A 21,207-nucleotide genomic window follows, 5' to 3' on the forward strand; every position below is an offset into this window, starting at 1 on the left:
GTCAGCGACCGGTGAACGTCTCGCGCAACCGGGAGAACAGACCGCCACCGTTGGTGTTCGCGGTGGACTGCGAGGTGCGCACCTGCGCAGTGTCGCGACTGCGCTCCTTGAAGGTGCGTAGCAGTTCGATGTCGTCGTGGTCCAGGCGCGACGGCACCACGACGTCGATGTGGGCGTGCAGATCGCCGCGCACGCCGGACCGCAGGTGCGGCATCCCGTGGCCGCGCAGCGTGGTCACCGACCCGGGCTGCGTGCCCGCACCGATCGTGATCTCGGTCGGACCGTCGAGGATCGCGTCCACCGACACCGAGGTGCCCAGCGCGGCGTCGACCATCGGCACCGAGATCGTGCAGTGCAGGTCGTCGCCGTCGCGGACGAACACGTCGTGCGGCTTCTCGTGCACCTCCACGTAGAGGTCACCGGCGGGCCCGCCGCCGGGGCCGACCTCGCCCTGGGCGGCCAGCCGCACCCGCATGCCTTCGCCGACGCCGGCGGGGATCTTGACGCTGATCTCCCGGCGCGCCCGCACCCGGCCGTCACCGGCGCACCGGTTGCACGGATCGGGGATCACTTCGCCGACACCGCCGCACACCGGGCAGGGCCGCGACGTCATCACCTGGCCGAGCAGCGAACGCTGCACGGTCTGCACCTCGCCGCGGCCGTGACAGGTGTCGCACACGACCGGCGTCGAGTTGCCGTGGGTGCCCTTGCCGTGGCACAGATCGCACAGCACTGCCGTGTCGACCGTGACCTGCTTGGTCACCCCGGTCGCGCATTCTTCGAGATCCAGGCGCATCCGCAGCAGCGAATCCGACCCCGGCCGGACCCGGCCGATCGGACCGCGGGACGTCGTGCCGCCGCCGAAGAACGCCTCGAAGACATCACCGAGACCGCCGAAGCCCGAGAACCCGCCCCCGGCGCCGGCCGACTCCAGCGGATCCCCGCCCATGTCGACGATCCGGCGCTTCTCCGGATCGCTGAGCACCTCGTAGGCGGCGCTGACCTCTTTGAAGCGCGCCTGCGCCTCTTCGTCGGGGTTCACGTCGGGGTGCAGCTCACGGGCCAGCTTGCGATAGGCGCGCTTGATCTCCGTATCGCCGGCGCCCTTGCTCACTCCCAGCAAGCCGTAATAGTCGCGTGCCACGCTCAACCTCTCCCACCCGTCGATTCGTGCTGAATACCCAGGACAGCACGAATCAGCGGCTACCTAAGACTTCGCCAATATAGAGAGCAACTGCGGCGACGTTGGCGATGGTTCCCGGATAGTCCATCCGTGTGGGACCCAACACACCCATGCCGCCGAACACCTTGCCGGAACTACCGTAGGCCGTGCTGACCACCGAGGTGCCCGCCATCTGCTCGGCCTCGGTCTCGTGCCCGATCCGCACCGTCACCTTGCCGGCCTCCTGCTGCTTGGCCAGCAACCGCAACACGACGACCTGTTCCTCGAGCGCTTCGAGGACCGAGCGCAGCGAACCACCGAAGTCGGCGGTGTTGCGGGTCAGGTTGGCCGTGCCCCCGAGCAACAACCGCTCCTCGGTGTGCTCGACGAGCGTCTCGACGAGCACGGTCGCCGCCCGGCCGACGGCATTGGCGAGTCCGCCCTGGCCGGTGATGTGCGACGCGAGATCGGACACCGCGATCGAGGCGGCCGCCAGCGGCTTGCCTTCCAGCGCCTGACCCAGCAGATCCCGCAACTGCGACAGTTGGGCATCGTCGATGCCGTCGCCGAGCTCGACGATGCGCTGGTCCACGCGCCCGGAGTCGGTGATCACGACCAGCAGCAGCCGGGCCGGGGTCAGCGCGACCACTTCGAGGCGGCGCACCGACGACGTCGACAGCGTCGGGTACTGCACGACCGCGACCTGACGGGTCAGCTGCGCCAGCAGCCGGACCGCACGCCGCAGCACGTCGTCGAGGTCGACCCCGGATTCGAGGAAGGACAGGATCGCGCGTCGCTCCGCACCCGACATCGGCTTGACGTCGTCGAGGCGGTCGACGAATTCGCGATAGCCCTTCTCGGTGGGCACGCGGCCGGAGCTGGTGTGCGGCTGGGTGATGTAACCCTCGGCCTCCAGCACGGCCATGTCGTTGCGCACGGTCGCGCTGGACACCCCGAGGTTGTGCCGCTCGACCAGGGTCTTGGAGCCGATGGGCTCCTTCGTCGCGACGAAATCGGCGACGATCGCACGGAGCACTTCGAATCGACGGTCGTCGGCGCTGCCCATTGCTCACCCCACTTCATCTCGCACAGGACCTGCCGGCTCATTTTACGGTCATCATCAGCAGCGATCTCGTGCGAGCGGTCCGGCGCACCTCCCGGCCCCGGGTTAACCTTGCGGGGCTAAGCAAAAGCGATGGTAGGCAAGCAAAGGCGCGTCGATGATCTTCAAGGGTGTCCGCGACGGCAGGCCGTATCCCGATCACGGACTGTCCCATCGGCAGTGGGCCCAGATTCCTCCCCGCCAGATCCGCCTCGACGAACTGGTGATGACCACGACGGTGCTGGCGCTCGACCGGCTCCTCTCCGAGGACTCGACCTTCTACGGCGACCTGTTCCCGCATGCGGTGCGGTGGCGCGGCAACGTCTACCTCGAGGACGGGCTGCACCGGGCGGTGCGGGCGGCGCTGCGTAATCGCACGGTGTTGCATGCGCGGGTGTTCGACATGGACATGCCCGCGCCGCAGCCGGGCTGACCGCTCACCCCAGCAGCGGCTTCCTGTCGCGGGTCAGCTCGGTCATCGCGTCCTGCATCGCGGACTCGACCCGGCCCGCGAACTGCTCGGCGGTCTCGTCGTCGGCGGGGATCATCGGGGCGAGCACGCGGGTCACGAGCTTCGTCGGCAGCGGCAGATAGGGCAGCATGCCCACCGCCCCGACGTTGAGGCCCCACGGCACCGACACGCTCACCGGCAGTGCCTTGACCCGCAGGATCTTGTCCAGACGCAGCGCCCGCGCCAACCGCTCACCGCTGGACAGCACGAGTAGTGACTCCCCCGCGCCGGCGGTGACGACCGGAACGATGGGCACCTTCTGCTCGAGGGCGAGTTTCGCGAAGCCGGTGCGCCCGTCGAACTTCACCAGGTTGCGTTCGTCGAACGTCTTCGCCGCGTCCTTGTCGCCGCCGGGGAACACCAGGACGTGGTGGCCCGCCTCGAAGGCCTCGACGGCGCTGTCCCGGCTGGCCGGACGCGCTCCGAGAGGTTCGAAGAGGCGTCCGACCCCGAGCGTCCAGGCGAGCTGATGGGTGAGGATCGTCAGCGGGCGATCGAGGTGCAGCTCATCGAGGGCCGCCCGGACGGCGAAGACGTTGAGGTCGACGACGCCGCCGAAGCCGTGGTTGGCGACGAACAGCACGGGGTCGGTGGGCGTCTCGATCGTCGAGTCGATGTCGAGTCGGTGGTAGCGCCGCACGAACTCGTCCCCGACGGCGGCGACGGCCGCCATGGCGCGGGCGATCGCGTCGTCGACGACGGGCTCACCGCGCAGGCTCTCGGCGACGCCGTCGAGCGCGGACAGGATTCCGTCGGCAAGGCTTTCCAGCCGTCCCCGCTCACCCGCATCGGCCACAGCGGCATCCCCTCCCGGTCGCGGTTATCGAAGCACACGCCCGGTGCTGGCGGAGCCGAGTGCGCGCACGGTATGAGTAGAGCTATGAAATTGACAGGTGTCGGGTTGTGGAGTTCGCAGTTGCGGTACGGCAATGCCGGGGAGGCTGCCGAGGCGGCCGCCGAGCTCGACGAGCTCGGTTTCCCGGCGCTGTGGATCCCCGACGTCGGCGGGCCGGTGCTCGACGCTGTCGACAACCTGTTGTCCGCGACATCGAAGACAGTCATCGCCACCGGCATCCTGAACCTGTGGATGCACGAGCCGACCGAGGTGGCCGCGCGGTACGCCACACTCACCGAAACGCATGGTGAGCGCTTCCTGCTCGGCATCGGTGTCAGCCATGCCCCGCTGATCGACTCGCAGGAGCCAGGGCGCTACCGCAAACCGCTCGCCGCCACCAAGGCGTTCCTCGACGGCATCGACGCATCGCCCACCCCGGTGCCCACCGGCAATCGGGTGCTCGCGGCACTGGGTCCGAAGATGCTCGAGCTGTCGGCGACCCGGGCCGCCGGCGCACATCCGTACCTGAGCACGCCCGATCACACCCGCTCGGCGCGGGAACTGCTGGGTGAGGCACCGATGCTGCTACCAGAGCAGAGCGTGCTGCTCGTCGACAACAGAGACGACGCGCGCGCGGTCGGCACCGACTGGCTGCGCTCGTACCTGGGGCTGCCGAACTATGCGAACAACATCCTGCGCAGCGGCTTCACCGAAGAGGACATCAGCACGGTCAGCGACCGGCTGTTCGACGCTCTGATCGCGTGGGGTGACGAGGAGACCGTGCTGCGGCGGGTCAACGAACACCTCGACGCCGGGGCCGACCATGTCTGCGTGCAGGTGCTGACGGCCGACGCCCGCGAGTTCCCCCGGGAGCAGTGGCGCCGTTTGGCAGCTGCCCTTTCCTGAGCATCGGCCTGATCAGACCAGCAGGTCCCGCACCACTGCGTCGGCCAGCAGCCGTCCCCGGTCGGTGAGCACCAGCCGATCACCGTCGGCACGCAGCAGGCCGTCGTCGACGATGCGGGCCGCGCGGGCACGCTCGTCGTCGCCCAGCAGCGCGGTTGGCAGACCGGCGCGAAGCCGCACCCGCAGCATCACGTCCTCGACGTGCGAGGTGTCGCGGTCGAGGGTCTCGAAGTCGGCCACCGGCAGGCGCCGGTCTGTCAGGACGGCCGCGTAGGCGCTGGGGTGTTTGACGTTCCACCACCGGGTGCCGCCCACATAGCCGTGGGCGCCGGGGCCTGCACCCCACCACTGACCGCCCGCCCAGTACCCCAGGTTGTGTCGGCATTCCCCGCCGGGTCTGCTCCAGTTCGACACCTCGTACCACCGCAGCCCGGCCGCGTCGAGCCGCTGGTCGAGCAGCTCGTAGCGGCGGGCCAGCACATCGTCGTCGGGGGCGGGCAGCTCGTGGCGGCGCACCTTGCGGGCCAGCGCGGTGCCGTCTTCGACGATCAACGCGTAGGCCGACACGTGGTCGACGCCCGCCTCGATCGCGGCGTCGACGGAGCGCAGCAGGTCGTCGTCGCTCTCGCCCGGCGTGCCGTAGATCAGGTCGATGTTGACGTGCTCGAAGCCCGCCCGACGGGCCTCCCGCGCCGCCTCCAGCGGACGGCCCGGTGAGTGCACCCGATCCAGTGTCGCCAGCACGTGGGGCGCCGTGGACTGCATGCCCAGCGAGACGCGCGTGTACCCGGCCGAGCGCAGCCCGTCGAAGAACGACGGCGACGTCGATTCCGGGTTGGCTTCGGTGGTCACCTCCGCGTCGCCCGCGAGGGTGAAGTGTTCGCGGATCGCATCGAGCACCTCGGCGAGGCCGGCGGCGCCCAGCAGTGACGGAGTCCCACCGCCGACGAAGATCGTCGATACCGGCGGGGCGGTCCCGAGCCGCGTCGCGGCGAGCGCGAGCTCGGTTCGCAGACCGGCCAGCCAGCCGGTCGGGGTGGCACCCGAGGCAGCACCGCCCAGCTCGGCGGGCGTGTAGGTGTTGAAGTCGCAGTATCCGCAGCGGGTGGCGCAGAACGGCACGTGAATGTAGAGCCCGAACGGTGCGCCCGGGGGGAGCACCAGCTCCGGCAGCTGGGCGGGCATCGAGGATACCGGGGTGGGCGCAACGGGCATGCGACCAGTGTCCCAGGTGGGGCGAGGCGGACTTTTGCTCGCAGTGAGCGTAAATCTGTGCCGGTTGGGACCGGTGGGCCCCTTCATGGCACAATGGCCGGGTGATCGACGCCGGCATCGTGCCCACCCGCGTAACGCTGGTGATTCGTCGTCACGTCGACTTCAAGCGTGTGTGCAGCAGCTGTTGTTGTCCCCTGTGACTTCGTAGACCTGCCCACCTGCACTTTTCAGCTGGCCGCCGGATCTGCGTCGCCGGACAGCCCCGGTGATTTCGCGCAGTGACGAAGGCCGGCTCCGATCCAGGAGCCAAGATGACATCAGCAACACCCGCAGCAACACCCAAGCCCGCCAAGCGGCCCCGCGGCGAAGGCCAGTGGGCGCTCGGGTATCGCGAGCCGCTCAACGCCAATGAGCAGGCCAAGAAGGACGACAACCCGCTCAACGTTCGGGAGCGGATCGAGAACATCTACGCCAAGGGCGGCTTCGAGTCGATCGACAAGGGCGACCTGCGCGGCCGTTTCCGCTGGTGGGGGCTCTACACCCAGCGCAAGCCCGGCTACGACGGCACATGGACCGGTGACGAGAACACCGACATGCTCGAAGACGAGTACTTCATGTTGCGGGTCCGCAGCGACGGCGGCGCACTGACCGCGGCCGCACTGCGCACCCTCGGCGGGATCTCCACCGAATTCGCCAGGGACACCGCCGACATCTCCGACCGCCAGAACGTCCAGTACCACTGGATCCGCGTCGAGGACATGCCGGAGATCTGGCGCCGGCTCGACGAGGTCGGACTGCAGACCACCGAGGCATGCGGCGACTGCCCGCGCGTGGTGCTCGGTTCGCCGCTGGCCGGTGAATCGCTCGACGAGGTCATCGACGGCACGCCCGCGGTCAACGAGATCGTCAAGCGCTACATCGGCAAGCCCGAGTACTCCAACCTGCCGCGCAAGTTCAAGACCGCGATCTCGGGCCTGCAGGATGTAGTGCACGAGGTCAACGACGTCGCGTTCATCGGCGTCGAGCATCCCGAGCACGGACCCGGGTTCGACCTGTGGGTCGGCGGCGGCCTGTCGACCAATCCGATGCTGGGGCAGCGGGTCGGCACCTGGGTGCCGCTCGACGAGGTGCCCGACGTGTGGGAGGGCGTGGTCAGTGTTTTCCGTGACTACGGCTACCGCCGTCTACGCGCGAAGGCTCGCCTGAAGTTCCTGATCAAGGACTGGGGTGTCGAGAAGTTCAGGGAAGTTCTCGAGACGGAGTACCTGAAGCGGCCGTTGCTCGACGGTCCGGCTCCCGACCCGGTGACCCGTCCCATCGACCACGTCGGGGTGCAGAAGCTCAAGAACGGTCTCAACGCCGTGGGCGTCGCCCCGATCGCCGGCCGGGTGTCGGGCACGATCCTGACCAAGGTCGCCGACCTGGCCGAGGCGGCGGGCAGTGACCGCATCCGGTTCACGCCGTACCAGAAGCTGATCATCCTCGACGTCCCTGATGACAAGCTCGACGAGCTGCGGGCCGGCCTCGATGCGCTGAATCTTCCGTCCACCCCGTCGCATTGGCGGCGCAACCTGATGGCCTGCACCGGCATCGAGTTCTGCAAGCTGAGCTTCGCCGAGACCCGCAGCCGCTCGCAGGTGCTGGTGCCGGAGCTGGAGAAGCGGCTCGAGGACATCAACAGCCAGCTCGACGTGCCGATCACGATCAACATCAACGGCTGCCCGAACTCGTGCGCCCGCATCCAGGTCGCCGACATCGGGTTCAAGGGCCAGATGGTGGACGACGGTGACGGTCCCGAGGAGGGTTTCCAGGTTCACCTGGGGGGAAGTCTGGGTTTGGACAGTGGCTTCGGCCGCAAGCTGCGCCAGCACAAGGTGGTCGCCACGGAGCTCGGTGACTACATCGAGCGGGTCGTTCGCAATTTCGTGAAACAACGAGAGCAGGGCGAGCGTTTCGCTACGTGGGCACTACGAGCAGACGATGCGGACTTGAGGTGATGTGACGTGACCGACGTGATGACCGAGACGGACCTGCAGCAATTGGCCGAGCGTGGCGCGGCGGAGTTGGGCCCGCACGCATCGGCCGTGGACCTGCTGCGATGGACCGACGAGAACTTCGCGGGTGACTACATCGTGGCGTCGAACATGCAAGACGGGGTTCTGGTCGAGATGGCCGCCGCGGTGCGCCCGGGGGTCGACGTGCTGTTCCTCGACACCGGGTACCACTTCGTCGAGACGATCGGCACACGCGACGCGGTCGAGGCGGTCTACGACGTGAACGTCGTGAACGTGCGGCCGGAGAAGACCGTCTCCGAGCAGGATGCGTTGTTCGGCAAGAACCTGTTCGAGCGCAGCGCCAACGAGTGCTGCCGGATGCGCAAGGTCGAGCCGTTGTCGAAGGCGTTGGCCGGCTACTCCGCGTGGGTCACCGGTATCCGCCGGGTCGAGGCGCCGACGCGGGCCAATGCCCCGTTGATCAGTTGGGACAAGGCGTTCGGCCTGGTGAAGGTCAACCCGTTGGCGGCGTGGACCGACGACGAGATGCAGGACTACATCGACACGCACGGCATCTTGGTGAATCCGCTGGTCGACGAGGGCTATCCGTCGATCGGTTGCGCACCGTGCACGGCCAAGCCGATCGCGGGCGCCGATCCGCGCAGCGGGCGGTGGGCCGGGCAGTCCAAGACGGAGTGCGGGCTGCACGCCTCGTGACTGGACTGGCGGACGCGCTGGTGCTGACGGCGCACGGCAGCGCCGATCCCCGTTCGGCGGCCACGGCGCAGGCGATCGTCGACAGCATCAGCCGGCTACGTCCCGGGCTCGACGCCCGGGTCGCGTTCTGTGAGCAGAACGCGCCGAATCTCGTCGACGTCCTGACAGCTCTACCGCGGGGTCGTGCCGTGGTGGTGCCCCTGCTGCTGGCCGATGCCTACCACGCGCGCGTGGACATTCCGGCGATGATCGCCGAGTCCGGATCGCAGGCACGTCAGGCCGAGGTCCTCGGCGAGGACGACCGACTGATCTCGGTGCTGCGGCAGCGCCTCGAGCACGCAGGCGTATCGCGCCTCGATCCTGACGTCGGTGTGATCGTCACCGCGGTCGGATCGTCGCATGCGCAGGCCAACTCCCGCACCGGTGCGGTGGCGCGCGACCTGGTGCTGACGACCCGGTGGACGGCCACCACGGCGTTCGCGACCGGTCCCTCGCCGTCTCCCGCCGAGGCGGTCGCCGAGCTTCGCAGCCGCGGGGCGACGCGTCTGGTGATCGCCCCGTGGTTCCTGGCGCCGGGCCGCATCACCGACCGCGTTGCGGCGTACGCGCGCGACGAGGGCATCCCGATGTCGGCCCCGCTGGGCGCCCACCGCCAGGTGGCAGCAACGGTGTTGGACCGCTTCGACACCGCTCGCTGCGCGCGGGCAGCGGCCTGACCAGCGTAGATCCCGAACCCAGGTATGCTCGGGGCCACCCTGACGGCTTACGAGCAAGGACTCGATGCACCCCCATAGACCCGAGGCGGTCACATGTTGACCGCCGTTGCTGCAATTCTGCTGGGCCTTGTCGTGGTTTTCGCGATCACCGTGGCGACGGGATACTTCGTCGCTCAGGAGTTCGCCTACATGGCGGTGGACCGCTCCCGCCTGAAGGCCCGCGCCGACGCCGGTGACCGCGCCGCCGAACGTGCGCTGACGGTAACCCGACGAACGTCGTTCATGCTCTCGGGCGCCCAGTTGGGCATCACCGTCACCGGGCTGCTCGTCGGTTACGCGGCCGAACCGCTGATCGGCCGCAGCCTCGAGACCCTGCTGGGCGGTTCGGGGCTGCCGATGGCGATCGCCGTGGCGATCGGCGGCGTGGCCGCGATCGGCGTCTCGACGGTGATTCAGATGCTGTTCGGAGAGCTGTTCCCCAAGAACCTCGCGCTCGCCAAGCCCGAGGCGCTGGCGCGACGTCTGGCCTGGTCCACCACCGCCTACCTGACGCTGTTCGGCTGGCTGATCTGGTTGTTCGATCAATCGTCGAACCTGCTGTTGCGCGCGCTGCGCATCGAACCGGTGCATGACGTCGAGCATTCCGCCACCCCGCGCGACATGGAGTACATCGTCGCGACATCCCGTGCCGCGGGCGAGATTCCGGCGGAACTCTCGACTCTGCTGGACCGCATCCTCGACTTCCCCACGTCGACAGCCCGGCACGCGATGATCCCGCGGGCCCGCGTCGACACGGTGCTCGACACCGAGCCGGTCGCCGACGTGTTGGCGCGCATGGCGTCCGCGCACACGCGCTATCCGGTGGTCGCAGCCGACCACGACGAGGTGGTCGGCGTCATCCACCTGCACGACCTGCTCTCACTCGACGGGGCATCGGGAACGGCAGCGGACCACTGCCGGCAGGCCGTGGTCGTGCCCGAGACCCTGCCGCTACCGAATGTCGTTCGTTCGCTTGCTGATTCGCGAGAAGAGATGGCCGTCGTCATCGATGAGTTCGGCGGATTCGCCGGGATCGTCACGATGGAGGATCTGGCCGAAGAACTGGTCGGCGAGATCGACGACGAGCACGACGGCGCACAGCAGCACGAGGCCGTCACCGAGGTCGGGGACGGCTGGCTGGTGGCCGGTGATCTGCCCGTCGACGAGGCGGAGCGATTGCTGGGCGTGACCCTGCCGACCGGTGACTACGAAACGGTCGCGGGCATGGTGATCGCGCACGCTGACGGGTTGCCGGCCGTCGGAGACCGCGTGTCGGTGCCGCTGCCCGCCGCACCGTCCGATTTCCTGAGCGCACAACCGCCCGCTGAGCGGGCCCTCGACGCCGAGATCCGCGCCGTCCGGCGGCGCGTCCCGGCGCGCGTCCAGTTGAGCGTGACCGTCGCCGAACCGACGTCACGGGTGGAGAACGATGTCTGATCCCTGGTCCATCGTCGCGATCACGGTGGTGCTGATCGCGCTGAGCGCCTTCTTCGTCGCTGTCGAGTTCTCGCTGATCGCCGTGCGGCGGAGCCGGCTGGAGGACGCGGCCGCCGACAGCCGTGGCGCCCGGGCGGCGCTGCGTAGCGCGGCGGAGCTGTCGGTGGTGCTGGCCGGAGCACAGCTCGGGATCACCGCCTGCACCCTGCTGCTCGGCGCAGTCACCAAACCGGCTGTGCACTATGCCCTTTCGCCATGGTTGAGGGACATCGGCGCGCCCTCCTGGCTCGCCGACGCCGGCGGCTTCATGTTGGCCCTGGTCATCGTCACGTTCCTGCACCTCGTGATCGGCGAGATGGCGCCCAAGTCCTGGGCGATCGCCCACCCCGAGCGGTCCGCCGCGCTGCTGGCCGGACCGATGCGCGGGTTCATGTTCGTCACCCGCCCCCTGCTGCACGCGCTGAACCAGGCGGCGAACTGGTGCCTTCGCCGCGTCGGCGTCGTCCCGGTCGACGAACTCGCCGACAGCCAGGATCCGCAGACGTTGCGTCAGCTGGTGGAGCACTCCGCCGCCGCAGGCACGCTCGACGCCGTCTATCACGCCAACCTGTCGAGCGCTCTGGACTTGAACGGTCTGCGGGTCGAACAGCTGGCTCGTCCGGCATCGCCGAGCGGCTGGGTCTCCCCCGAGGCCGACACCGCGCAGATCCGTTCTGCTGCACGAGAATCCGGTCACCTGCGCCTGCTGGTGGGCGATGCCGGCAGCGGCACCGTGCTCGGCGTCGTGCATGTCCGCGACGGTCTCGCCTCGACGGCGCGCGCCCGCGATCTCATGCGCCCCGCCGTGACACTGTCCGCGGACATGCCGATCTACGAGGCATTGCAGCTGATGAAGAGCACGCGCACGCACCTCGCCGTGGTGACCGGAAATGGCGGCGTCGAGGTGTTGACGCTGACCGACGTGATGCACCGGCTGCTGGCCATCGACGCGGCGTAGCTCACACACCCCCTCCTTGACCCAATACCTATGGGGGTATACCGTCGCGGTATCGGATAGATACCCCCTAGGGTATAAAGGAGACGAACGATGAAGTTCATCCAGTACTACCTCGACTGCCTGTCCCACGCGTCGTACCTGATCGGCGACGAGAACTCGGGCCGCGCAGTCGTCGTCGACCCCCAGCGCGACGTGTCGGAATACCTCGCCGACGCAGCCGAACTGGGCCTGCACATCGACCTGGTGATCGAGACCCATTTCCACGCCGACTTCCTGTCCGGCCATCTCGAGCTCGCCGATGCCACCGGAGCCACGGTCGTGTACTCGTCGGTGGCCACGCCCGAGTTCGATTACCTCGGCGTCGAGGACGGGCAGCGGTACTCCCTCGACCCCGCCGGGGTCACACTCGAGTTCCGGCACACGCCCGGCCACACCCCAGAGTCGATGAGCATCGTGATCTACGAACACCCCGACGATGCGACGCCCTACGGCGCGCTGACCGGCGACACCCTGTTCATCGGCGACGTCGGCCGACCCGACCTGCTGGCATCGATCGGCCACTCGCGCGAGGAACTCGCCGCGATGCTGTACGACTCGCTGCACCAGCTGATGACGCTGCCGGATGAGACCCGCGTCTACCCGGCTCACGGCGCCGGCTCGGCCTGCGGCAAGAACCTCTCCACGGAGCTGTCGTCGACGATCGGTGATCAGAAGCGGTGGAACTACGCGTTGAACGCACCCGACCGGGAGACGTTCATCGCCCTGGTGACCGAAGGCCAACCTCCCGCGCCGGGCTACTTCGCCTACGACGCGACCCTCAACCGCAAGAACCGCGCGCTGCTCGACGAGGACGAGATGCCCCCGGCGTTGAGCTACCCGCAGGTGATGGACAGACTGGCCGCCGGCGCGGTGTTGGTCGACGGCCGGAGTCCGATCGAGTTCGCGCAGGGCCACTTTCGCGCGGCGATCAACATCGGACTCGAGGGCCGCTATGCCGAATTCGCGGGCTCGGTGGTCACACCCGACAACGACATCGTCTTGATCACCGATCCGGGCTACGAGCGCGAAGGCAAGAATCGACTGGCCCGCATCGGGTTCGACCGTGTGATCGGTCATCTGGAGAATCCCGAGCAGGCGATGCTGTCTCACCCCGACCAGGTGCAGATCGCATCACGGTTGTCCGCCAGGGACTTCGATCAACGCGCAGCCACCGTCCCCGGTCTGCAGATCGTCGACGTCCGCAATCCCGGTGAGGCCGAGGCGGGCATGATTCCCGGCGCAGTCAACATTCCCGTCGGTCAGTTGCCGGACCGGCTGGCCGAATTGGATTCGCACGCCCCGACGGTGGTGTACTGCGCGGGCGGATACCGCTCGTCGGTCGCGGCAAGCATGTTGCGCCGCAACGGTTTCATCGATGTCAGCGACATCCTGGGCGGCTTCGGCGCCTGGGTCGAGATCACTCAGAACGCCTGACCCGTGATCGCGCTGACCGTCGTGCTCGCCCTCGGTGTCGGGCTGTCGCTGGGCCTGCTGGGCGGCGGCGGCTCGATCCTGATGGTGCCGCTGCTGGCCTACGTGGCCGGCCTCGACGCCGCACACGCGATCGCCACGTCACTGCTCGTGGTCGGCGTCACCAGCGTCGTCGGCGCGGTGTCCCACGCGCGCGCCGGACACGTGCAGTGGCGGACAGGATTGATGTTCGGCGCGGCCGGCATGGTCGGCGCCTATGCCGGCGGCTGGATCAGCCAGTTCCTGCCCGGCTCCCTGCTGCTTGTCGGCTTGGCCGCGGTGATGATCACCGCGGCCATCGCGATGCTGCGCGGCCGCACGGCAGAGGCCGTCGGTTCGGCGCAGTCCCCCACCGGCCGGCCGGTCACCCTGGTGTTGCAGGGGGCGGCCGTCGGCCTCGTCACCGGACTGGTCGGTGCCGGCGGCGGATTCCTGGTGGTGCCGGCGCTGGCCCTGCTCGCCGGCCTGCCGATGGCGACCGCGGCACCTCATTGATGGTGATCGCGATGAACTCGTTCGCGGGGCTGGCAGGTCACCTGTCCGCCGCCACGATCGACTGGCGGCTCGCCGCGGCGGTCACCGGCGCGGCGGTGGTGGGTGGCCTCGCGGGGGCACGGCTCACCGAGCGGTTCAGCGTCGCGGCCCTGCGCATCGGCTTCGGCTGGTTCGTCCTCGCGATGGCATCGGTCATTCTCGCCCAGGAAATCCACCCGCTCGTCGGTGCACTGACCGCGACGCTCACGGCGCTGTCGGGCATCCTCTACGCGTCCTGCCGACTGGGATACTTCTGCCCACTCCGCGCGTTATACCCCCGTGGGTAAGATCGCGGACACTCGCGAACACCGTGCGGAAAGGAATCACCATGGTCGGTGACGAAGAAGCCATCGGCGCTGTCTTGAACAGGCTCCGCCGCGCGCAGGGCCAGCTGGCCGGTGTAATCTCGATGATCGAGCAGGGCCGGGAGTGCAAGGACGTGGTGACGCAGCTCGCCGCGGTGTCACGTGCACTCGATCGCGCCGGGTTCAAGATCGTCGCGACGGGTCTGCGCGAATGCGTCACCGAGGGCACGGCATCCGACGGCGGCACACGCAAAATGGGTGTCGACGAGCTCGAGAAGCTGTTCCTCGCGTTGGCCTGACGAGAAGGCCTGACTACGAGATCTGCGCAACCTCGGCGACTGCATTGTTCGTCGCCGACTCCTCCGGCAGCTGCGGCACGCGGGTGGCGCGGACGAAGACGGTGTCGCCCGGCTTCAGGCCCAACGCCTCGGCGTCGCCGCGGGTGATCTGTGCGGTGAACGGCGTGTGCGTGGCGGAGTTGGTGAGCTCGACCCGCACCTCGAAGCCGAGCATCACGATGCGGTCGATGACGGCCTTGGTGACACCGGCGGATTGCACGGAATCGTCAGAACTGGCGATCGCCATGTCCGAATTGCGGCCCACGCGGATGTCGTGAGGGCGCACCAGCGCTCCGTTGAGCGTGGACACCGCACCGAGGAAACCCATCACGAACGCGTTGGCCGGCCGGTCGTAGACATCGGTGGGCGACCCGACCTGCTCGATACGGCCCTTGTTGAGCACAGCGATCCGGTCGGCGACGTCGAGCGCCTCCTGCTGGTCGTGGGTGACCAGCACCGTCGTCACGTGCACCTCGTCGTGCAGGCGGCGCAGCCAGGCGCGAAGATCTTCGCGCACCTTGGCGTCGAGCGCGCCGAACGGCTCGTCGAGCAGCAGCACCTGCGGGTCGACGGCGAGCGCGCGAGCCAGCGCCATGCGCTGGCGCTGCCCGCCGGAGAGCTGATTGGGGTAGCGGGTCTGAAACCCGGCGAGCCCGACCACCTCGAGCAGGTTGTCGACCTTGCTGGCGATCTCGGCCTTCGGCCGCTTGCGGATCTTGAGCCCGAAGGCGACGTTCTCCCGCACCGTCAGGTGCTTGAAGGCCGCGTAGTGCTGGAAGACGAAACCGATGCCGCGCTTCTGCGGCGGCACGTCGGTGACATCGCGGCCGTGGATCGTGATGGTGCCCGTGTCCGGTTCGTCGAGGCCGGCGATGGCGCGCAGCAGTGTCGACTTGCCCGATCCGCTGGGCCCGAGCAGTGCGGTCAGCGACCCGGCGGGCACGACGAAGTCGATGTTGTCGAGGGCGGCGAAATCGCCGTAGCGCTTGTTGGCGCCGGAGACGGTGATCGCGTGGGTCATGAGGGTGTGACTCCCGGGTCGTGGTCGATGTTCATTGTGCGGCCTTGGCCCGGCGGGCGTCGAGGATGACCTGGGCGATGAGCACGAGGACGGCGACGCTCATCAACAGCGTGGCGATCGCATAGGCGCCGTATTCGGCGCCACGGTTGTAGCGGTCGGCGACCAGCAGCGTCAGCGTCTGCGATTGACCAGGAAGATTCGACGACACCATGATCACCGCGCCGAATTCACCCAGGGTGCGGGCGACGGTCAGCACGATCCCGTAGGTCAGACCCCAGCGGATCGACGGCAGCGTGATGCGCCAGAACGTCTGCCACCATTGCGCTCCCAGCGTCGCCGAGGCCTCCTCCTGGTCGGTGCCGAGTTCGTGCAGCACCGGTTCGACCTCGCGGATGACGAACGGCACGGTGACGAAGACGCTGGCCAGCACGATGCCGGGGAAGCTGAAGATGATCTTCAGCCCGAAGTCGTTCTCGACGAAGCCGAACAGCCCCGCCGATCCCCAGAGCAGGATGAGCGCGACGCCGACCACCACCGGCGACACCGCGAACGGCAGGTCGATGATGGCCTGCAGGATGCTCTTGCCGCGAAAGCGGTTGCGCGCCAGCACCAGTGCGGTGGGAACCCCGAACAGCACGTTGAGCGGCACCACGATGGCGACCACCAGCAGAGACAGCTGCAGCGCCGAGATCGCCGCCGGCGTGCCGACCGAGGCGAAGAATTCGCCGATCCCTGGGGAGAAGGTGCGCCACAGGATCAGGCCGACCGGCACCAGGACGAGGATCGCGATGTAGAGGATCGCCACCCACCGCAGCAGGAGCTTGACCGCCGGGGACAGGATCACGGTGCGAGCTCCTCCCGTTTTGCGGCCCGCGCCCCGAGTGCCCGCAACACGAACAACACGGCGAACGAGATCACCAGCAGCACGATCGAGATCGCCGCGGCACCGACTTTGTCGTCGTTCTCGATGAGGGTGCGAATCCACTGCGAGGACACCTCGGTCTCGCCGGGGACCGCTCCGCCGATGAGCACGACGGAACCGAACTCACCGATCGCCCGGGAGAACGCCAGGCCCGCACCGGACAGCAGCGAGGGCAGCAGCGCCGGCAGGACGACCTTGGTGAAGATCACGCGGTTGTCGGCGCCCAACGACGCGGCCGCCTCCTCCACCTCACGGTCCAGCTCGAGGAGCACTGGCTGTACCGACCGCACCACGAACGGCAGGGTGACGAACAGCAGCGCGATACCCACACCCCACTTGGTGTGCTGCAGGTGTAGCCCGACGGGGCTGTTCGGCCCATACAGCGCGAGCATCACCAGGCTCGCCACGATCGTGGGCAGCGCGAACGGCAGGTCGATCACCGCGTCGACCAGACGCTTACCCGGGAAATCGTCGCGGGTGAGCACCCACGCGACGATCAGCCCGAACACCGCGTTGATCAGTGTGACGCCCACCGAGATCGTCAACGTCACCTTGAAAGACTCGATCGCCGCGTTCGAGGTGACGGCCAGCCAGAAGGCGTGCCATCCCCCCGTCGCGGACTGCCACACGATCGCCGCGAGCGGAAGCAGCACGATCACCGACAACCACAGTGTCGCGGCGCCGACGCGCAGCGACGTACTGCCGTGCCGGTTACGCCCCCGGCGGGGCGCTTTCGGTGCCGCCGGCTCGGCGACGATCGAGGTCATCCCGTGGCCTGCTTATAGATCTTGGTGATCGAGCCGTTGTCCTTGTCGAACAGCGCCGGATCCACGTCGCCCCAGCCGCCGAGGTCGGCGATCGTCCACAGCTTCTGCGGCGTCGGGAAGTCGGAGGCGAACTGGGCAGCCACCGCAGGGTCGACCGGACGGAAGCCGGCCTCGGCCCACAGCTTCTGGCCCTCAGGGGTGTAGATGAAGTTCTTCAGAGCGTTGGCCTGCTGCTGGTGCTGCGAGGTCGTGGTGACGGCCACCGGGTTCTCGATCTTGAACGTCTGCGGCGGGTTGACGTGCTCGACGGGCTTGCCCTGCCGCTCGACGTTGATGGCCTCGTTCTCATAGGAGATCAGGACGTCGCCGGTGCCCTGCAGGAACACGTCGGTGGCTTCCCGACCCGAGCCGGGCCGGGTCTTGACGTGCTCGGTGACCAGCTTGTTCACGAAATCGAGGCCGGCCTGGGCATTCTTGCCGCCGTCGCTCTTGGCCGCGTACGGCGCGAGCAGGTTCCACTTGGCCGAGCCGGAACTCAGCGGGCTGGGCGTGACGACCTCGACACCGGGCTGCAGCAGATCGTCCCAGTCCCGGATGTTCTTGGGATTGCCCTTGCGCACCACCAGCGAGACCACCGAGCCGAACGGGATGCCCTTGGTGGCGCCGGCGTTCCAGTCCTTGGCCACCTTGTCGGCCTTGACCAGGCGAGTGACGTCGGGCTCGACCGAGAAGTTCACGATGTCGGCGGGCTTGCCGTCGACGACGGCACGGGACTGGTCGCCGGAGGCGCCATAGGACGTCGTCACCGCGACGCCCTTGCCTTCGGGAGTGGCCGCGAACGCGGGGATGATCTTGCTCCACCCGGGCTCGGGCACCGCGTACCCAACCAGCGTGAGCGTCGTCTCCGCGTTCGACCCACCGCTGTCGCCGGCGACATCGCTGGACCCACCGCCGCCGCACGCCGCGACGAGCGAGGTGCTCAGAGCCAGCGCTGCTACCGCGCGCCACCGGGTGGTGATCTTCATTGGAGGCCTTTCCGGGACTTGAACGAACTGGAGGGATGAGTCCGGTCACGCGGAAGGTGGGGGGCAAACCGTGCACGAACGGCACGAGACATGGTTGCCGAACACCTGACCGCCGAACGGGGTGAGGAGTCAGCAACAACAACAAACGTCAGCGACGGCAAAGAACCCGACGGCGATGAGGGCCACGATGTGACCCCCGTTGACGCCGTCCGCCGTCTGCATGGCGCGAAGAATAACACCGCCGGCGTGTCAGTCTGTGGTCAGCGGGTGAGAAGCCACATCAGGATCACCAGCACGACGAGCGCGATCAGCGCCAACGTCACCCGCGACCGCGGCATACCGCTCACCGGCCCTCCTCACCCTCGGTCGTCGATTCTGTCGGCGGGGGGCGCAGGTGGTCCCGCAGTTTGGTGCCGCCGTCGACCACGGCATCGAGCGCGGCTGCCGCCCCGTAGGCCAGCATCAGCACGACCGGCATCACCACCACGGTCTGCAGCACGAACGGCAACCCGGTCAGCCAGAGTTCGACTCCGTCCCACCAGCCGAGGAATCCGCCCACCGGCCCAGACTAGGCGCATCGGTTCCAGTAGCGGGCTTTGAGTAGACGACAGGGCGCCGCGCAGTCGATGATGAGCGAATGTCCCAGCCCAGCGAGGCCGTATCCGACTCCTTGACCGACACTGTCAGCGTCGATGGAGAGTCGTCAGCGTTCGCCCTGGCCACCGCGCCGTCGTACGCCAGCTCCGCTCCGCTGCGCAATCCGTTCCCGCCGATCGCGGACTACGCCTTCCTGTCCGACTGCGAGAACACGTGCCTCATCTCGTCGGCAGGGTCCGTGGAGTGGTTGTGTGTCCCGCGCCCGGACTCTCCGAGCGTCTTCGGCGCACTCCTCGATCGCGGGGCGGGCCACTTCCGGCTGGGCCCCTACGGGGTGTCGGTCCCCGCCGCTCGTCGCTATCTGCCGGGCAGCCTGATCCTCGAGACCACCTGGCAGACCCACACCGGCTGGTTGATCGTGCGCGATGCGCTGGTGATGGGCCCCTGGCACGATCTCGAACGGCGATCGCGCACACACCGCCGCACCCCGATGGACTGGGACGCCGAGCACATCCTGTTGCGCACGGTGCGCTGCGTGAGCGGCACCGTCGAGCTCGTGATGAACTGCGAGCCGTCGTTCGACTACCACCGCACGAGTGCCAGCTGGGAGTACTCCGCGCAGGCCTACGGGGAGGCGATCGCCCGGGCAACGAAGAACCCCGACTCTCATCCGACGCTGCGGTTGACCACGAATCTGCGGATCGGCTTGGAGGGCAGGGAGGCGCGCGCTCGGACCCGGCTCAAGGAGGGCGACAAGGTGTTCGTCGCCCTGAGCTGGTCTGGCCATCCGGCGCCGCAGACGTTCGACGAGGCCGCCGACAAGATGTGGCAGACCAGTGAGTGTTGGCGGCAGTGGATCAACGTCGGCGATTTCCCCGATCATCCGTGGCGGTCGTATCTGCAGCGCAGCGCGCTCACGTTGAAGGGCCTCACCTACTCCCCCACCGGCGCGCTACTTGCCGCGCCCACCACCTCACTGCCGGAAACCCCTCAGGGAGAACGTAACTGGGACTATCGCTACGCGTGGGTGCGCGATTCGACGTTCGCCCTCTGGGGTCTGTACACACTGGGTCTGGATCGCGAAGCCGACGACTTCTTCGCGTTCATCGCCGACGTGTCGGGTGCCAACAACGGCCAGCGGCATCCGCTGCAGGTGATGTACGGCGTGGGCGGTGAGCGCAGCCTCGTCGAAGAAGAACTCAACCACCTCTCCGGATACGACAACGCCCGGCCGGTGCGCATCGGCAACGGCGCCTTCGACCAGATGCAGCACGACATCTGGGGCACCATGCTCGATTCGGTGTACCTGCACACCAAGTCCCGCGAGCAGATCCCCGAAACGCTGTGGCCGGTACTCAAAGAACAGGTCGAGGAGGCGATCAAGCACTGGCGGGAGCCCGACCGCGGCATCTGGGAGGTGCGCGGCGAGCCGCAGCACTTCACCTCCAGCAAGATCATGTGCTGGGTGGCATTGGACCGCGGATCGAAACTGGCTGAGCTGGAAGGCGAGAAGTCCTATGCCCAGCAGTGGCGGGCCATCGCCGAGGAGATCAAGGACGACATCCTCGCTCACGGCGTCGACTCCCGGGGCGTGCTGACCCAGCGTTACGGGGACGACGCACTCGACGCCTCCCTGTTGCTCGCGGTGCTGACCCGGTTCCTGCCGCCGGAGGATCCGCGGATTCGGGCCACCGTGCTGGCCATTGCCGAGGAGTTGACCGAGGACGGCCTGGTCCTGCGCTACCGCGTCGAGGAGACCGACGACGGCCTGGCCGGCGAAGAGGGCACCTTCACGATCTGTTCGTTCTGGCTGGTGTCTGCGCTCGTGGAGATCGGTGAGATCCACCAGGCCCGGCATTTGTGCGAGCGCCTGCTGTCGTTCGCCAGCCCGCTGCACCTCTACGCCGAGGAGATCGAGCCGCGCACCGGTCGCCACCTCGGGAACTTCCCGCAGGCGTTCACCCACCTGGCACTGATCAACGCGGTCGTGCACGTGATCCGCGCCGAAGAGGAAGCCGACAGCTCCGGGGTCTTCCAGCCGGCGAACGGGCCCGTGTAACAAGAGGGTCGCGATTTTGCGTCTGCCTGCGCGCAATGCTGTGCGCGGGACCATGTGAGGGCTGACCATCGAGGCATGAATGTGCGCTCAGACGACACGTCGCGTCAGCTCATCGACATCGCCGTGGGCATCTTGATCGGTGTACGAGGCTATTCCCGAACGGAGGCGTTCGACGAGCTGGTTCGCGTGGTCCGCGAAACCGGCATCGGATTGGGAAGTGCCGCGGCCGGATTGGTCGCGGTGGCCACCGGCTCGTCGACGGCCCAGCACGCCGAGGCATTCGCTGCATGGGGTGACGTGGTCTTGCGGGAGCGGCGGCCGCTGAGCGCCGTCAGCTGAGCGCCATCACCTCTTCAGCGACGGCCTGGCCGCTCGCGACGAGTTCCATTCTGTCCTCGACACTTTCGGCAACCGGACCGAGAAGACTGGGCGGACTCCACCGTGTGCTGATCGGTGCTCCGGCCAGAACCGGCCTGCAATCCCGTTGATCCGAACTCTC

The 21,207-nt window shown here is 68.0% G+C and carries 21 protein-coding genes and 1 pseudogene; 12 read left to right on the forward strand and 10 right to left on the reverse strand.

Translation table 11 applies throughout. The features are described 5' to 3' along the window. Position 1 precedes the first annotated feature (1 nt). Positions 2-1,144 carry a molecular chaperone DnaJ gene (gene dnaJ / locus DMB80_RS08185; protein WP_111509407.1) on the reverse strand — a complete coding sequence of 381 codons (1,143 nt, stop codon included), beginning with the start codon at positions 1,142-1,144 and terminating at the stop codon, positions 2-4. Positions 1,145-1,196: 52 nt separating this feature from the next. Next, positions 1,197-2,228 (reverse strand): heat-inducible transcriptional repressor HrcA, encoded by a 1,032-nt coding sequence (hrcA, locus tag DMB80_RS08190; protein ID WP_111509408.1) that lies wholly within the window; start codon positions 2,226-2,228, stop codon positions 1,197-1,199. A gap of 154 nt (positions 2,229-2,382) precedes the next feature. Between hrcA and DMB80_RS08195 the strand changes: the two genes are divergently transcribed. After that, positions 2,383-2,697, forward strand: coding sequence for a type II toxin-antitoxin system VapB family antitoxin (locus tag DMB80_RS08195; RefSeq protein ID WP_111509409.1), 315 nt, complete (start codon positions 2,383-2,385; stop codon positions 2,695-2,697). A gap of 4 nt (positions 2,698-2,701) precedes the next feature. On the opposite strand, the gene DMB80_RS08200 is transcribed toward DMB80_RS08195, so the two are convergent. Further along, positions 2,702-3,571: a 1-acyl-sn-glycerol-3-phosphate acyltransferase gene (locus DMB80_RS08200; protein WP_240431073.1), complete on the reverse strand. Its 870-nt coding sequence runs from the start codon at positions 3,569-3,571 to the stop codon at positions 2,702-2,704. An 84-nt stretch (positions 3,572-3,655) separates the two neighbouring features. On the opposite strand from DMB80_RS08200, the gene DMB80_RS08205 reads away from it, so the two are divergent. Then, the gene (locus tag DMB80_RS08205; protein WP_111509410.1) at positions 3,656-4,516 is read left to right on the forward strand and encodes an LLM class F420-dependent oxidoreductase; all 861 of its coding nucleotides are present in this window, start codon (positions 3,656-3,658) and stop codon (positions 4,514-4,516) included. Between the two features lie 12 nt (positions 4,517-4,528). Here the strand turns inward: DMB80_RS08205 and hemW are convergent, their stop codons facing one another. Then, positions 4,529-5,731 (reverse strand): radical SAM family heme chaperone HemW, encoded by a 1,203-nt coding sequence (gene hemW, locus DMB80_RS08210; protein WP_111509411.1) that lies wholly within the window; start codon positions 5,729-5,731, stop codon positions 4,529-4,531. Between the two features lie 311 nt (positions 5,732-6,042). Between hemW and DMB80_RS08215 the strand changes: the two genes are divergently transcribed. The 8 genes and pseudogenes from DMB80_RS08215 (at position 6,043) to DMB80_RS08250 (ending at position 14,278) form a co-directional block, all read left to right on the forward strand. Beyond that, on the forward strand, positions 6,043-7,728 hold the full coding sequence (locus tag DMB80_RS08215) for a nitrite/sulfite reductase (RefSeq protein WP_111509506.1): 1,686 nt from the start codon (positions 6,043-6,045) through the stop codon (positions 7,726-7,728). Positions 7,729-7,746: 18 nt separating this feature from the next. After that, the gene (locus tag DMB80_RS08220; RefSeq protein ID WP_420812153.1) at positions 7,747-8,442 is read left to right on the forward strand and encodes a phosphoadenylyl-sulfate reductase; all 696 of its coding nucleotides are present in this window, start codon (positions 7,747-7,749) and stop codon (positions 8,440-8,442) included. Further along, the gene (locus DMB80_RS08225) at positions 8,421-9,158 is read left to right on the forward strand and encodes a sirohydrochlorin chelatase (RefSeq protein WP_111509413.1); all 738 of its coding nucleotides are present in this window, start codon (positions 8,421-8,423) and stop codon (positions 9,156-9,158) included. Before DMB80_RS08220 ends, DMB80_RS08225 begins: the two co-directional genes overlap by 22 nt. A gap of 93 nt (positions 9,159-9,251) precedes the next feature. After that, positions 9,252-10,634: a hemolysin family protein gene (locus tag DMB80_RS08230; protein ID WP_111509414.1), complete on the forward strand. Its 1,383-nt coding sequence runs from the start codon at positions 9,252-9,254 to the stop codon at positions 10,632-10,634. Continuing rightward, positions 10,627-11,631 carry a hemolysin family protein gene (locus tag DMB80_RS08235; RefSeq protein WP_111509415.1) on the forward strand — a complete coding sequence of 335 codons (1,005 nt, stop codon included), beginning with the start codon at positions 10,627-10,629 and terminating at the stop codon, positions 11,629-11,631. Before DMB80_RS08230 ends, DMB80_RS08235 begins: the two co-directional genes overlap by 8 nt. A 90-nt stretch (positions 11,632-11,721) precedes the next feature. Continuing rightward, entirely contained in the window at positions 11,722-13,104 is a 1,383-nt protein-coding gene (locus tag DMB80_RS08240; RefSeq protein ID WP_111509416.1) for an MBL fold metallo-hydrolase, read from the forward strand. 3 nt (positions 13,105-13,107) lie between these two features. After that, a pseudogene (locus DMB80_RS08245) lies at positions 13,108-13,961 on the forward strand (sulfite exporter TauE/SafE family protein). Positions 13,962-14,002: 41 nt separating this feature from the next. Further along, positions 14,003-14,278 carry a metal-sensitive transcriptional regulator gene (locus DMB80_RS08250; RefSeq protein ID WP_046363767.1) on the forward strand — a complete coding sequence of 92 codons (276 nt, stop codon included), beginning with the start codon at positions 14,003-14,005 and terminating at the stop codon, positions 14,276-14,278. A gap of 13 nt (positions 14,279-14,291) precedes the next feature. On the opposite strand, the gene DMB80_RS08255 is transcribed toward DMB80_RS08250, so the two are convergent. The 6 genes from DMB80_RS08255 to DMB80_RS08275 all read right to left on the reverse strand — a co-directional run bounded on the left by DMB80_RS08255 (position 14,292) and on the right by DMB80_RS08275 (position 18,611). Continuing rightward, on the reverse strand, positions 14,292-15,338 hold the full coding sequence (locus DMB80_RS08255) for a sulfate/molybdate ABC transporter ATP-binding protein (protein WP_111509417.1): 1,047 nt from the start codon (positions 15,336-15,338) through the stop codon (positions 14,292-14,294). Positions 15,339-15,369: 31 nt separating this feature from the next. Further along, entirely contained in the window at positions 15,370-16,182 is an 813-nt protein-coding gene (gene cysW / locus DMB80_RS08260; RefSeq protein WP_111509418.1) for a sulfate ABC transporter permease subunit CysW, read from the reverse strand. Next, positions 16,179-17,027: a sulfate ABC transporter permease subunit CysT gene (cysT, locus tag DMB80_RS08265; protein WP_111509419.1), complete on the reverse strand. Its 849-nt coding sequence runs from the start codon at positions 17,025-17,027 to the stop codon at positions 16,179-16,181. Before cysT ends, cysW begins: the two co-directional genes overlap by 4 nt. Beyond that, complete coding sequence (locus tag DMB80_RS08270) at positions 17,024-18,052, reverse strand: sulfate ABC transporter substrate-binding protein (protein WP_111509420.1); 1,029 nt, start codon at positions 18,050-18,052, stop codon at positions 17,024-17,026. Before DMB80_RS08270 ends, cysT begins: the two co-directional genes overlap by 4 nt. 129 nt (positions 18,053-18,181) lie before the next feature. Continuing rightward, positions 18,182-18,274 carry an Ms4533A family Cys-rich leader peptide gene (locus DMB80_RS28910; RefSeq protein WP_420812147.1) on the reverse strand — a complete coding sequence of 31 codons (93 nt, stop codon included), beginning with the start codon at positions 18,272-18,274 and terminating at the stop codon, positions 18,182-18,184. A 121-nt stretch (positions 18,275-18,395) separates the two neighbouring features. After that, positions 18,396-18,611, reverse strand: a complete 216-nt coding sequence (locus DMB80_RS08275) for a hypothetical protein (RefSeq protein ID WP_111509421.1) — start codon at positions 18,609-18,611, stop codon at positions 18,396-18,398. 78 nt (positions 18,612-18,689) lie between these two features. Here DMB80_RS08275 and DMB80_RS08280 point away from each other — a divergent pair, with 78 nt between their 5' ends. Both DMB80_RS08280 and DMB80_RS08285 read left to right on the forward strand, forming a co-directional pair. Then, the gene (locus DMB80_RS08280; protein WP_048422814.1) at positions 18,690-20,708 is read left to right on the forward strand and encodes a glycoside hydrolase family 15 protein; all 2,019 of its coding nucleotides are present in this window, start codon (positions 18,690-18,692) and stop codon (positions 20,706-20,708) included. Between the two features lie 75 nt (positions 20,709-20,783). Beyond that, a complete protein-coding gene (locus tag DMB80_RS08285; protein WP_111509422.1) occupies positions 20,784-21,047 on the forward strand; it encodes an ANTAR domain-containing protein in 264 nt (87 codons plus the stop codon). Positions 21,048-21,207: the final 160 nt, after the last annotated feature.

Origin of the sequence: Mycobacterium kyogaense (assembly GCF_003254575.1) — a bacterium.
Lineage (GTDB): Bacteria > Actinomycetota > Actinomycetes > Mycobacteriales > Mycobacteriaceae > Mycobacterium > Mycobacterium kyogaense.